This window comes from Sphingobacterium rhinopitheci, from assembly GCF_022627575.1.
In the GTDB taxonomy this organism is placed as follows: domain Bacteria; phylum Bacteroidota; class Bacteroidia; order Sphingobacteriales; family Sphingobacteriaceae; genus Sphingobacterium; species Sphingobacterium rhinopitheci.
Genome location: NZ_JADEYQ010000003.1, coordinates 283,003 through 297,281, shown reverse-complemented (window position 1 = coordinate 297,281; position 14,279 = coordinate 283,003). Strand labels below are relative to the sequence as shown.

The 14,279-nt window shown below is 35.7% G+C and carries 9 protein-coding genes; all 9 read left to right on the top strand.

The window, feature by feature from the left end; translation table 11 throughout:
- Positions 1–98 precede the first annotated feature (98 nt).
- The 9 genes from IP023_RS06090 (at position 99) to IP023_RS06050 (ending at position 14,278) form a co-directional block, all read left to right on the top strand.
- A complete protein-coding gene (locus tag IP023_RS06090; protein WP_241789372.1) occupies positions 99–3,680 on the top strand; it encodes a PVC-type heme-binding CxxCH protein in 3,582 nt (1,193 codons plus the stop codon).
- A 12-nt stretch (positions 3,681–3,692) separates the two neighbouring features.
- On the top strand, positions 3,693–4,421 hold the full coding sequence (locus IP023_RS06085; RefSeq protein ID WP_241789371.1) for a ThuA domain-containing protein: 729 nt from the start codon (positions 3,693–3,695) through the stop codon (positions 4,419–4,421).
- A gap of 24 nt (positions 4,422–4,445) precedes the next feature.
- Positions 4,446–5,555, top strand: coding sequence for a Gfo/Idh/MocA family protein (locus IP023_RS06080; protein ID WP_241789370.1), 1,110 nt, complete (start codon positions 4,446–4,448; stop codon positions 5,553–5,555).
- Between the two features lie 3 nt (positions 5,556–5,558).
- Positions 5,559–6,410, top strand: a complete 852-nt coding sequence (locus IP023_RS06075; protein WP_241789369.1) for a sugar phosphate isomerase/epimerase family protein — start codon at positions 5,559–5,561, stop codon at positions 6,408–6,410.
- A gap of 25 nt (positions 6,411–6,435) precedes the next feature.
- Entirely contained in the window at positions 6,436–7,959 is a 1,524-nt protein-coding gene (locus IP023_RS06070; protein WP_241789368.1) for an MFS transporter, read from the top strand.
- A gap of 98 nt (positions 7,960–8,057) precedes the next feature.
- On the top strand, positions 8,058–11,225 hold the full coding sequence (locus tag IP023_RS06065) for a SusC/RagA family TonB-linked outer membrane protein (RefSeq protein WP_241789367.1): 3,168 nt from the start codon (positions 8,058–8,060) through the stop codon (positions 11,223–11,225).
- A gap of 30 nt (positions 11,226–11,255) precedes the next feature.
- Positions 11,256–13,088, top strand: a complete 1,833-nt coding sequence (locus IP023_RS06060) for a RagB/SusD family nutrient uptake outer membrane protein (protein WP_241789366.1) — start codon at positions 11,256–11,258, stop codon at positions 13,086–13,088.
- Positions 13,089–13,103: 15 nt separating this feature from the next.
- Entirely contained in the window at positions 13,104–13,775 is a 672-nt protein-coding gene (locus IP023_RS06055) for a DUF3823 domain-containing protein (protein ID WP_241789365.1), read from the top strand.
- Positions 13,776–13,912: 137 nt separating this feature from the next.
- Complete coding sequence (locus IP023_RS06050; protein WP_241789364.1) at positions 13,913–14,278, top strand: transmembrane 220 family protein; 366 nt, start codon at positions 13,913–13,915, stop codon at positions 14,276–14,278.
- Position 14,279: the final 1 nt, after the last annotated feature.

Genomic DNA, 14,279 nt, shown 5'->3' with positions numbered 1-14,279 from the left:
TATAATATGCTTATTTTTTGCTAAAATATCTAAATTCATAGTCATTCCTATTTTATATATTTGTTATAACCATTATAAATTATTTACATCAACCAAACATGAAAAATTTACTTAAGCTATTTTTCCTTGTAATAGTTTTTTTGACTTCTAGTGCCAGTAATATTCCTAGAAGAGCCGAAGTGTTGTTTATTGGAGCAGGAAATGAAAAGGCTTCAAATCATGCAACCTGGCTTTCAATAGAATTGTTCAAATCTGGAATTAATACCACCTATAGTAATGATCTTTCGGCATTACAATATGACAATTTGAATAAATATGATGCCGTAGTATTGCTGACCAAAGAAGCAGTGTTAGCCGAAGAATATGAGAATTCACTGAAGCGTTTCTTACAAAATGGAAAGGGTGTTGTTGCACTTTATTCAGCGGCTAATTCATTTGGTAATTCTGCTTGGTACAAAGATCTTGTCAATGGCGGTTTTGTGGAAGCAGGAAATGGGGATGTCAATGTCGTTATTAGCGATAAGGATAAAATCCTTAATTTTCCCGAAGCTTCCTTCCCTGTAAAAAATGAGAACTTTTCTTTCAATATCCAATCTCCAGGTGTACGAGTTTTTGCAAATGCAGTAGTAAATGGAAAATCTCAACCTTATGGATGGACAAAAGATCAAGGTGCTGGTCGTTTCGTTTATATTGCTTTAGGTAAAAATGATCAAACTTGGAAAAATCGTGATTTCTTAAATTTAGTGCATAAAGGTGTTTGGTGGTCATTAGCAAGTCAGACTCAAGCTGATGTTAAAGACTTAGCTATTCCTAATGTTAGTATATATCCAGATTCAATAGCTGATTTTACAGCCAGATATGATGTTCCACGTATGCAGGATCCTCTGAGCCCTGTAGAATCAATGAAGTTGATTCAAAACCCACAAGATTTTGAACTGAAATTGTTTGTTTCTGAGCCTAATATTCGTAATCCTTTGGCCATGAGCTGGGACGAACGTGGTCGCCTTTGGGTGATTGAATCTATAGATTATCCAAATAATTTTGAAAAAGAAAGAGGTAAAGGAAATGACCGTATAAAAATTTGTGAAGATACAGATGGTGATGGCGTAGCAGACAAGTTTACCATATTCAAGGATGGTTTAAATATTGCCACTAGCTTAACTTTTGCGAATGATGGTGTAATCGTAGCAATGGCTCCTGACTTTATGTTTTTTAAAGATACCAATGGCGATGATGTCGCGGATGTGGAAGAGATCATAATGACCGGTTGGAGTAAAGGTGATACCCATGCTGGCCCTTCAAATCTACAATATGGCTTTGATAATAAAATATGGGGTGTAACGGGATATGCTGGTTACAATGGTACAGTAGATGGTAAACGTCATATTTTTGGTCAAGGTCTTTATAGATTGAAACCGGATGGTACAGATTTCGAATATTTAGCAACTACAAGTAATAATACTTGGGGCTTAGGAATGACAGAAGATAACAATGTTTTTATTTCCACGGCAAACAATACTCATTCCGCATTTTATTCGATGCCTGAAAAATTATTACAGCGTAGTTTGAAAACTATACCTGATGGCTCAAAAATAAATTCAGTACAAAATATAGATGGACATTATGAGGTACATGCTCTGACACCTAATTTAAGGCAAGTAGACGTGGTAGGTGGTTTTACTTCTGCTGCAGGTCATCAAATGTATACAGCCAGAGATTATCCTAAAGATTATTGGAATAGCATGGCATTCATTACAGAGCCAACGGTTCGGTTAGTACATAATGCTAAAATCGAAAAAAATGGTGCTGGATTCAAAGAGCATGATGGATGGAATTTATTAGCTAGTTCGGACGAATGGTTTGGTCCTATACATGCCGAAGTAGGTCCTGATGGTGCAGTATGGATATTGGATTGGTATAATTTTATTATTCAGCATAATGTGTTCGTACCAGCTCAAGCTCCTTCCGAAAAAGTACTTCCTTTTACAGAACAGGTGCGTGGGGATGGTAATGCTTTTGAAAGTGACTTGCGTGACAAAAAATATGGTCGTGTATATCGCCTCCTTTATAAAGACGGTAAGCATAATGAAAGTTATAAACTGAGTAAGGATAATCCGCAAGAACTTATAAAAGCATTGAATAGCACCAATAAATTTTGGCGTATGCACGCCCAAAGGTTATTGGTAGAGCGTAAAAATCAGGATGTTCAGGCAGATTTAATTGCTATTGTAAATGATAAATATGTAGATGAAATAGGTCTTAATGCACCTGCTATTCATGCTATATGGACATTAGATGGATTGGGGTTACTAAAAAATAAAGAAGTAAATGATGCTGTTGTAGCAGCATTAAACCATCCTTCTGCGGGCGTCAGAAAAGCTGCTATCCAAGTTTTGGATTTAAATCCGAAGTCATTTTTAGCTATTTCTAAGTCTAATATTTTTGCGGATAAAGATTTAAATACCAGGTTAGCCGCATTCGTGAAAGTTGCTGAATCGGAGCCGTTTAAAGAAATTGCTCCAGTATTGAAGAAAGCTATTGATGATCCGGTTAATGCGAAAGATAAATGGTTAGCAGCGGGTCTGTATGCCGCTATTCAAAATAATCAATCAGCTGTACGTCCTACTTTAATGGCTACATCAAAGAATAGTTTTGAGAAAAATATTCTTGAGTCCTTGCGTACGGAAGAATACAAATTAGGAAGACGTAGTCGTCTTCAATTTTCTCCTGATGTCGCAAATAAAGATATAGACATTAAAACAGAGATCAGCCGTAGAGATCAAGATCAATACAAAGGATTGATTGTAGGCCAAGGTGTTGGTCGTGATGGCTATGCTTTATACATGCAAGGGAACAAATTGATCTGGGAAATTATTCAGAATGGTGTTGGCTATAGTATCTCTTCTTCTGCTGGAATTAGTGATGAGTTTGAAGTGAATGCAAGTTTAAGCCAAGCGAATGGTGCTCGTTTGTATATAAATAACAATCTCGTAGGGCAAATAGAAAATGTTAAACCATTTAAGAAGTCATTGGCTGCATACTTACGTTCAGGGAATGATTTAAATGATTCTTTGAGTCTTACACAATATGTGAATGGTTCTGAATTTATTGGTAATGTCAGTGAAATTAATGTCAAGTTGCAACCTCTTGAAACAAATACACATCATCAGCATAATCATCAGCATATGCACACTGCAGGGGTAACTACTAAAACTAATGTTACTGCAAACAAAGCTCCTGCTACGACCCAATCAACAGCGAAAGCTCCCGTGACCACGAAGACTGCGACAAAGGCTCCAGCGTCACAAGTAATCGTTATTAAGGCGGTAAAAGATCTTATGCAATATGATAAGCGTACGATTACTGTAAAAGCAGGTCAGCAGGTGACATTGATTATGGAAAATCCTGATGCTATGCCGCACAACTTAGTGCTTATTAAGCCTGGAACTACCGAAATTGTAGGTAAAGCAGCGGATGCTATGTTACAATCCTCAAATGCCGCACAAAGACATTATGTGCCACAAGTGCCCGAAGTATTGTTTTTTACAAAATTGGTGAACCCAGGAGAAAGTTATACGCTAAAATTTCAAGCACCTAAAGTAAAAGGTAATTATCCATACATCTGTACTTTCCCAGGTCACTGGCGAGGAATGACTGGTGTAATGAAAGTTGTAGACTAATATAAATTTATTATGAGAAATAGAATTTTAAATATCACGCTAGCTTTTCTAGTTAGCCTAATTGGGACAGTTGCTTCGGGGGCAGCAACTGTTTATGCTCAAAAGAAGAAAAACGTACTTGTTGTAGGTGGAGGTTCTTCGCATGATTTTAATCGTTGGTACAAAAATGAAGATACCAAATTGATAAACTCTATACCGGGTGTACACGCAATCTATACTGACAATACGGATTCTATTCGGTATTACCTTAAGAATATGGACTTGTTGGTATTGACGAATAATCAACCTATCCCTCTGACTTCACAACAAGCAATTGAAAAATTTGTTGCGCAAGGAAAACCATTAATATTACTACATGCTGCGGTATGGTACAATTGGAATGACTGGCCAAAATATAATTTAGCATATGTAGGAGGAGGTAGTAAAAGCCATGAAACTTTCCAAGAGTTTAAGAATATTGTCATTAATACTTCAAATCCAATTACAAAAGGCGTATCCGAGTCCTTTATTTTTAAAGATGAATTATATCGTCATGAGCCGCATCCAGCGGGGCTCGGGATTAATGTGTTAGTAGTAGGCTTATCTCTTGAGACAGGGAAAGTATATCCGGTGGTATATACTGTTAATCACAATGTATCACGTATAGTCGGTATTACATTAGGACATGATGAAAATAGTCACCTTAATACAGATTATCGTAAACTATTAACCAATTCGGTCAATTGGGCTTTAAACTTATAATTATTCACATACATTAAATTAAACATGAAAAAAATCACTGTCGTTATCGTCGGAATGGGTTTTGGAAAAGAATTTATCCCTATCTATCAAAAGCATCCAAATATTAAATCTGTAGGTATTTGTACTAGAAATCCAGAAACTTTAAAAGAGTTAAAAGAGAAGTTTAACCTTGATGATGATTTATTATTTACTGATTTTGATGAAGTTGTCAAACGAGATGATGTTGATGCTATCCATGTCGTAACACCTGTGCCTGAGCACGCTAAAATGACCCTAGCATCACTTAATGCGAATAAACATACGGCATGTACGATTCCTATGGCAATGACTGTTGAAGATTGTAAAGCTATTGTGGAAGCAAAGAAAAAGGCTAATAAAGTATATATGATGATGGAAACAGCATTGTATACAAGAGAATTTTTATACGGATTGAAATTGGCTGAAACAGGGAAATTGGGAAGAATTCAATTTGTGAGAGGATCTCATATTCAAGATATGAGTATGGATGGATGGGCAGATTATTGGAAAGGTTATCCGCCTATGTTAAACGGTACACATGCTATTTCCCCATTGTTACGCATTAATAATACTATCGCTGAATCTGTTGTGTGCCATGGTTCTGGTCAATTGTCTGAGGACTTAGCAAAACGTTATAACTCTCCTTTTGCCGTTGAAACTGCAACATTTAAATTGAAAAATTCTAATGTCGTAGCAGAAGCTACACGTTCATTGTTTGATGTCGTTAGACAGTATCGTGAAAGCTATGACGTATACGGAGATAAAATGTCTTTTGAATGGGAGCAATTGCAAGATGAGCAACATGTAATATTTGATGGCGGAGAAAATGCAGTGCGTATGGAAGCTCCAGATACGGATGATATGTTGATTCCTGAAATAGCAGATTTTACCAAAAGAGAACGTATCGACGATCCAAATCACGTTTCATTTTTGCAAGGTGCAGGTCACGGAGGTTCACACCCACATTTAGTGCAAGAATTTGTAAGTGCTATCGTGGAAGGTAGAGATTCCGCGGTAGATGCTGTTGTTGCTGCAAATTATACCTGTGCAGGTATTTGTGCACATGAGTCTGCAATGAAAGGTGGAGTGCGTATAGAAATACCATCATTTGAATAATAGATGATGAAAATAGGAATAAGCTCTTTTGTATGGGTATCACCCTTTAATACTAATAATATCGACATTCTTTATAAAGCTAAAGAGTATGGATATGATCTATTCGAAATTGCCGTGGAAGACGCTGCGCTAATTGATCTTAAGAAAGTAAAAAACGTAGCTCGAGAGATTGGTTTAGAGTTAAGTGTTAGTGGTGCATTTGGACCAGAAAGAGATATTTCAAGCGATAATTTGGCTTATCGCAAAATAGGACTTTCTTACATTAAAGATTGTATAAGGATCGCTAATGAGCTAGAAAGTCCTGTTTTTGGAGGTCCATTGTATTCAGCGGTCGGAAAAACTAGACTTGTATCTAAGGAACAAAAGCAACTAGAACGTCAGTATTGTATAGAAAATTTATTTGAAGCTACTAATTATGCTCAAGAGATGGGGGTAGTATTGGCTTTGGAGCCTCTGAATCGTTTTGAAACAGATATGATAAATACCATTGAGCAGGCACTAGCCTTAATCAATGAGATAGATCATCCACATCTAAAAATACTATTAGACACCTTTCATACAAATATTGAAGAGAAAAACGTAGTTAACTCAATCCTTATGCTTGGTGATAAATTGGCACACGTGCAAGGCAATGAAAATGATCGTGGCACACCCGGTACTGGGCATGTAAACTGGATCGGTATACGTGATGCGCTTGTACAGATCGGGTATAAAGGGAGCATAGTTTTAGAAACATTTGGATCTCCTTCAAAAGAATTAGCGCGTGCAGCTAGTATTTGGAGGCCATTAGCCGAAAGCGCCGATATATTAGCTAGTGAAGGTGCTACATTTTTTAAAAAGATTTTTCAACAATAACCAATTATTATAACCAACACTAATTATGAGTGCAAATCAACAAATAACCAATACAAATGATAATGTAAAGAGTAGTCTCTTCTGGGGATGTTTTATTGTTCTCGTTGCTTCAGCTTTTGGCTTTGTATTTCGAGCATTTTTAATGCCTACTTGGGCAATGATGTTTGACCTCAGTAAAACACAACAGGGTGAAATATTTGGGGTAAGTTTTTGGCCATTTGCATTAAGTATCGTTGGCTTTAGTTTAATTATTGATAAAATTGGATACAAAAAGTCAATGATTTTTGCTTTTTTATGTCATTTGCTTTCTATAGGATTAACCATTTTTGCCACTGGATATTGGATGCTTTATGTCGGTACTTTTTTCTTCGCTTTAGGGAATGGTGCAGCAGAAGCAGTAATTAACCCCGTAGTTGCCAGTTTATATCCTAAAGAAAAAACAAAATGGCTTAATATCCTTCACGCTGGATGGCCAATCGGTATAGCTATATCTGGATTATTAGGTATTGGTTTGATTGCACTTGAAATCAATTGGCGAATTATTATTGGTTTTATCTTAATACCAGCAGTTGCTTACGGCGCATTGATTATAAAGCAAACTTTCCCGGTAAATGAGCGTGTTAAAGCAGGTGTCGGTTATCTAGAGATGCTCAAAGAGGTTGGCGTATTAGGGGCATTGATTATTGTTTCTTTATGCATTTTTGAATTGGGTAATTTGTTTGATTGGACTTACCAAGTCAATTGTGTCTTAATAATTATCATTGTTGCCGTATTTGGATTCTACGTGCGTGCTTGGGGCAAAGGGTTATTTGTTTTATTACTCTTAGCGATGGTACCATTAGCAACAATGGAGCTGGGTACAGATAGTTGGATTACGGACTTGATGACACCCGAGATGGGGAAAATGGGATTTCAAGGTGGATGGGTATTAGTATTTTCGGCCGTTATTATGGGGATCCTACGCATGTATTCTGGTGCAGTAATGAAGATTTTTACACCACTGTCTTTACTTGCTGTTAGTGCGCTAATTGCTGCTGTAGGATTACAATTATTATCCATTTCTTCGGGTATTTATATATTATTGGCAGCTGTATTATATGCATTAGGTAAGACCTTCCTTTGGGGCACCATGTTAGGTGTGGTTTCTGAAAGATTTCCAAAAGGTGGAGCTCTAGCACTGAATATCACTAGTGCTGTTGGTCAGTTAGGTGTAGGTATTATTGGAGCAGTATTTTTAGGATATATTCAGGATAGTAATATTGATAAACAGCTTATCGCTTATGATAAAGCTAATCATACGCAATACCATGAAAAGTTAGTTACAGAAACCAAAACAAGCATTTTTGGGGAATATCAATCCATTGATTATTCAACTATTAATGATCAGGATGCGTCAACTAAACAGGTGGTTAGTGAAGTAGAAAATCAAGCTAAGAAATCAGCGCTTTCTACTGTTTCTATACTTCCTGTAGGTCTATTTATATTTTTTATTCTATTAATATTTTACTTCAATCGGAAAGGAGGGTATAAACCTATAGAAATCACATAAAGTGCAATGCTTGGTTTTTAGTAAAAACAGCATTTATGGTTTTTTAATATATTTTCCTGAAAAAATATTACCTATACTAACCAATAGAATTTATAATTATGAATAAATTTTTTCACCAGATTACGTCTCTGCCTAGTGTACGTAATCTAAGGGAGAGCTATCTTAGTTTTCTATTTATGATATTGAGTTTTTGTATTATAAACTCAGCAAATGCACAGAATAATCAAATTGATGGACTGGTTAAAAACAGCAGTAACGAGCCTATAATTGGTGCTTCTGTATTAATTAAAGGTAGTAATATTGGAACTTCAACGAATAATGAAGGTACTTTTTCTCTTTCTGTTTCTCAAAATGAAGGAACGTTAGTCGTTAGTAGCAGTGGATATCTAACGCAAGAAGTTAAATTTAATGCCAATAGTAAAAATATTGTAGTATCCTTGATTTCGAGTGACCCCACAAGTATTGACGAGGTCGTCGTGACGGGTTTTGGTTTATCGCAGAAAAAGGAATCGCTAACATCTGCCATATCTACTATATCCTCTAACGATATTTCCCGCTCTAATTCTTCGACCACATCTGGGGCTTTGGTAGGAAAAATACCAGGTCTAAACTCTAGACAAACAGATGGTCGTCCTGGTGCTAGTACTGCCTTGAATATCCGTAATATGGGCAATCCATTGTATGTAATCGATGGGGTACAAAAGGATGCTGGCCAATTCAATAATTTGGATTTTAATGATATTGAAAATATTTCAGTATTGAAAGATGCATCAGCCGCAATTTATGGTGTACGAGCGGCAAATGGTGTTATTGTTGTTACCACAAAAAAGGGTAAACGAAATTCTGCTAATGAAGTGAATTTTGTTGGAAATTATGGTCTTCAAAATTTATCTTCTTTTCCTAAAGCTGCGAATGCTTCCACTTATGTAGAAAAATATATTCAGTCCCAAACTGTTCAAAATGTAGCTAATAAGAGATATACTCAAGAAGATCTTGATAAATGGACGGCAGGAACGGAAAAAGGATATATGCCTTTTGACTGGCATGATTATATATGGCATACTGCACCACAACAATATTATTCGGTAAATGCTTCAGGCGGATCCGAAAATATCAACTATTATTTTAGTGCAGGACAAATGAACCAAGAATCCATGATTGTGAATTATGGTGGTTTTAAGCGAACTAATGTTCAAATGAATATTGAATCGCAGATTTCTAAAAAATTGAAAGTCGGTGCCTCACTCAATGGTAGAATTGAAAATCGTACTAACCCTGGTGTTCCAGGTGTTGATGACTATTGGTTGCCTATTTTTGCAACCTATCGTAATCTACCTACTGTTCGTCCTTTCGCGAATGATAATCCCAATTATCCTACACTAACTTCGACAGATCCGGGGACAAACTTTGCTTGGCTTAATTATGATTTGTCAGGAAAATATACAGACACATGGCGTGTGGGTCAGTTAAATTTTAATGCTGAGTATGATATTATTGAAGGATTAAAGGCGCGCGCTTTGGTTGGTTATTATTATGCTAATCAACGCTTAGATAATCATGAGTTTACTTATAAATTGTATGGTTATAACGAGGCTAATGACACGTATCCTGTGATTTTTGAAAATAATAATCCTTGGCGTGAAAGAAGAATGGGGCATATCGAAGAGATGACTTCTAATTTCCAATTATCATATAATAAGTTATTTAATGAGAAACATAATCTGAATGTAATTGGTGGTTTTGAAACGATAAAACGCGATGAGCCTACTACTTGGGTTCACTCTATCCCTACTGCAAATTCATTGACACTGATTGATTATGAGACAATGGATACGTATACTGATGATGGGAATAGAACGCAAGGAAGAATAGGCTATATTGCCCGTGTAAATTATGACTTCGAGAGTAAATATTTAATCGAATTATCAGGTAGATACGATGGTTCTTGGAAATTCCCTCCAGGACAGCGATGGGGATTTTTCCCTTCTGCATCTGCTGGCTGGCGTGCTTCCGCAGAAAATTTCTGGAAAGAAAATAGTTTCTTAAGCAAAATAAATGACTTTAAACTGAGAGCTTCATATGGTTTATTGGGGGATGATAACGTTGGTGGATATGCTGCTTTTGATTATTTGTCGGGTTATAATTATAAATCTGGTGGTTCGGTAATCGATGGCAAATATGTATTAGGTTCTCAGCCCAGAGGTCTTCCGGTTAAAACTTTATCTTGGATTAGAGCTAAGATCTTTGATGTTGGATTTGACTTTGCTTTATTAAATTCCAAGTTGACGGGTAGTTTTGATTACTTCAGACGTATTAGAAATGGATTACCAGCTTCACGTTATGATATATTATTGCCATCTGAAGTTGGATTTGGATTGCCTGCAGAGAATTTGAACTCCGACGTACACAAGGGTATTGATGCAATGATTAGATGGTCCGATAAAGCAGGGGAATTAGGATATAGCATTGGTGCTAATGTTACTTATGCTAGATTTTATGATTGGAATCAATACAAACCTAGATTTAGTAATTCTTGGAATGTGTATAGGAACTCTATCAATGAGCGATTCGGTTATATTAATTGGGGTTTAGAAAGTGATGGGCAATTCCAATCTTGGGATGAAATTGCTAATTGGCAAGTTGATAATGATCGTCAAGGGAATCGTACACTACGCCCGGGGGATATTAAATATGTGGATCAAAATGGAGATGGTGTTATAAATGGGCTTGATGAACGCCCGATTGGTTATCGTCAGGATGCTACACCGATTTTAAACTTCGGATTAAACTTTGCTTTTACCTATAAAAACTTCGATCTAGCTTTCGATTTGACGGGGGGAGGACTGAATTCTTGGTATCAAAACTGGGAACAAAGAATGCCTTTCCATGACGGAGGTAACAATGCGCAATATTATATGGAGGACAGCTGGAGTTTATCGGATATACATGATCCAAATAGCGAATTGATCCCTGGTAAATACCCTATGTTGTTGATCGGAAATTCCAACCACAGTAATTATTGGAATAGTGATTTTTGGAAGTATAATGTTAAATATCTAAAACTAAGGAATTTAGAATTTGGCTATTCATTGCCTGAGAATATTTTATCTAAGATCAGTATTAAACGGGCTAGAGTCTCTTTTTCTGGGCAAAATTTATTGACATTCACCAATGTGAAGGGAATTGATCCTGAAATTCAATCGGAAAATGGTTTGGTTTATCCAACTACCAGAATCTTTAATTTTGGTTTAAAATTAACTTTTTAGTGATGTTGTTTGATTTCTAAAATTGTAAATATGAAAAAGTTATTTAATAGAAAATTGATATTGTTCACGTTAGTTTGTGGTTTATTCACAAGTTGTAACGACTTACTTGATCAAGAACCTGATAAAATTTTGAATAATGATCAAATCTTTGGAGATGAGATTATGATTAAATCCGTACTCGCTAATTATTATGGACGCGTACATTGGGGGCAAAATACAACAAGTTCTTATAATTATACTATCCTGGATGAAGCAGGCAAGTCGGATGGTGGACCTGATAATATCAATAGTTATGGTGATGCCTTATTTAGGGTATATGACTATACATTGATTAGGCATATTAATGAATTTCTAGTAGGATTAAGAACTACAGAAATTTTAAGTGCTGAAAAGAAGCTTAGTTACGAAGCGGAAGCTAGATTTCTTAGAGCATGGATATATTTTAATATGGCACGTAGTATGGGGGGAATGCCTATTGTTGGTGACGACGTCTTTTCGTATTCACCAGGGGATGATATAACGGCTCTTCAAATACCTCGGTCTACGGAAGTAGGTATCTATGACTATATCATTAGTGAGATAGATGAGATTAACGGATATCTAAGTGTAGAACCAACCATAAATGCCAGCAGAATAAATAAATGGGGCGCGTTAATGTTGAAAGCTAGGGCTGCAATTTATGCGGGATCTTTAGCTAATTATAACAATAAAATGACGACTCCCATAAAAACGGATAATGGTGAGGTTGGAATTCCTGCTTCTGAAGCACAGCGTTTTTATGAAATTGCATTGAATGCTGCTGAACAAGTGATAGCAAGTGGTAAATATTCTATTGCTATCAAGAAAAGCGATGATCTTAGTCGTAATTTTTATGAAGCTATCAACTTCAAAGAAAATAATGCGGAGGTTATTTGGGCTAGGGATTATATCTATCCTGGGCAGACAGTTGGTTTTACAAGAGAAAATATTCCTCCTTCTCATGCCGAAGATATTGATAGAGCGTATGCTGGACCGATCTTAAATTTAGTTGAAGATTTTGAATATATTAATAATCGTGATGGTTCTTTAAAAACGAAGGATGCAAATGATAATTATGTTTTTTATGATAATCCATTAGATATTTTCAATAATAAAGACGCTAGATTAGCTGGATCTGTAATCCTTCCAGGAGCAGATTTTAAAGGAAATCCTGTCGTATTACAAGCTGGACAAAAGATTCTTCAGAATGGGAATTGGGTCAATAATATCAGTGACTTAGGTAAAGTAGATGATGATAATAATTTAATAACTTCTGCCAATGGTCCTGTCACATCAAATGTTCAGTATGTAAATAAAACAGGTTTTTTCTTTCGTAAATTTTTAGATGAAAATGCTGGAGCTTCAACTAGGGGTAAGAATAGTGCAATGTGGTTTCCACGATTTAGGATTGCTGAAGCTTATTTGATAGCGAGTGAAGCAGCATTAGAATTATCAAATCTAACGAAGGCATTAGAGCATATTAATAAAGTTCGTAATAGAGCTGGTTTAAATGATCTGATAACAATGACATTGAGTGACATTGTGCAGGAAAGAAGAGTTGAATTCGCTTTTGAAGATCACCGGTACTGGGATTTGAAAAGATGGCGCTTAGCACATACGGTATGGGATGGTATCTCCCAAAATCCTAAAGCTATGCAATATGCTTTGTTTCCTTATAAAGTTGTAGCTCCCGGAAACCCGAATAATGGTAAATGGGTATTTGATAAGCAGTTGTTTGTGAATTCACCAAACGCTCGTTTTTTCCAAATGAAAAATTACTACAATTTTATCGATCAAGGATGGATTAATAATAATCCTAAAATAGTTAGAAATCCTTTTCAATAATTTAATATAAAAGTTATGAAAAAAATATTAATTATTACGACACTTTTGTCCGTGTTGCTAGTGGGTTGTGGTAAAGATAATTATGATGAACCGACTTCTGTTATACGTGGTAAAGTAACCTACAACGGAAAGGCTATTGGCGTTCGTGGAACCGCTGAAGTTATACAGCTTCAACTTTACCAAGATGGCTACCAATTAAAAGATCATATTCCGGTTTATGTTGGGCAAGACGGCAGCTTTTCAGCGAAAGTATTTGATGGCCAATACAAATTAGTAGCACGTAGCAACAATGGCCCATGGGTCAACGCTTCGCAAGATACAGTTATCATTAATCTCAAAGGGAATACTGAAGTGAACTACGAAGTAACACCTTATTTTACAATTGATAATGTAGCGATTGCGTTGAATGCGGATAAGAATATTTCCGCTAATTTTACCATCAATAAGGTTGTACAGTCGGCTACGGTAAGATATTATTCGTTAATAGTGAATAAAACAGCTTTTGTGGATGATGCTATTAATATTTGGCGTAAAGAATATACAGACCCAAATTTATCTGTTTCTTTATCCGAAGATTTATCCAGTTTGAATCAGATAAATACTAATGGTCCATTATTCGCACGTGTAGGTGTACGATCTAATTTGTCGGAACAACCAATATATTCAGAGGTTGTGAAAATTAAATAAAGTAATAAAAATTATCCTATTAATAAAAGACCTCAATAGAGGTCTTTTTTTGTGCTAATACGGTGTTTTTTGAAAGTATTTTCATAAATTTAAGTTCTTAATCTAGTGTAAGAACCAATATAAACCGATGAAAAATTATGTACTTAGATCTATTTAATATTATTTTTTGCATTGCATTTATTGTATTCGCATATTTTAATTTGAATGACAATGACAGTTGGCTTTGGGTACCATTATATTTGATACCTTCCTTACTCTGTGGGCTTACAATATTCGATATACATCTTCCAATATTTTATCTACTTATTTCGATAGGCTATGCCGCATATGCTATCCGTTTGTTCTTCATCAAAGACGGCGTGTACGATTGGGTTAAAAATTATAATACACCAAGTATTGTAGCTTCTATGCAAGCAGATAAACCATATATCGAAATAACTAGGGAATTTTTTGGATTATTAATAGTTGTTTTTTGCATGCTGGTCAATTATTTCTTTATTTAAT

What these genes read in the sequence shown, in the direction of transcription:
- IP023_RS06090 (WP_241789372.1), top strand. Translation starts at nt 99, where the DNA reads ATGAAAAATTTACTTAAGCTATTTTTCCTTGTAATAGTTTTTTTGACT.
- IP023_RS06085 (WP_241789371.1), top strand. Translation starts at nt 3,693, where the DNA reads ATGAGAAATAGAATTTTAAATATCACGCTAGCTTTTCTAGTTAGCCTA.
- IP023_RS06080 (WP_241789370.1), top strand. Translation starts at nt 4,446, where the DNA reads ATGAAAAAAATCACTGTCGTTATCGTCGGAATGGGTTTTGGAAAAGAA.
- IP023_RS06075 (WP_241789369.1), top strand. Translation starts at nt 5,559, where the DNA reads ATGATGAAAATAGGAATAAGCTCTTTTGTATGGGTATCACCCTTTAAT.
- IP023_RS06070 (WP_241789368.1), top strand. Translation starts at nt 6,436, where the DNA reads ATGAGTGCAAATCAACAAATAACCAATACAAATGATAATGTAAAGAGT.
- IP023_RS06065 (WP_241789367.1), top strand. Translation starts at nt 8,058, where the DNA reads ATGAATAAATTTTTTCACCAGATTACGTCTCTGCCTAGTGTACGTAAT.
- IP023_RS06060 (WP_241789366.1), top strand. Translation starts at nt 11,256, where the DNA reads ATGAAAAAGTTATTTAATAGAAAATTGATATTGTTCACGTTAGTTTGT.
- IP023_RS06055 (WP_241789365.1), top strand. Translation starts at nt 13,104, where the DNA reads ATGAAAAAAATATTAATTATTACGACACTTTTGTCCGTGTTGCTAGTG.
- IP023_RS06050 (WP_241789364.1), top strand. Translation starts at nt 13,913, where the DNA reads ATGTACTTAGATCTATTTAATATTATTTTTTGCATTGCATTTATTGTA.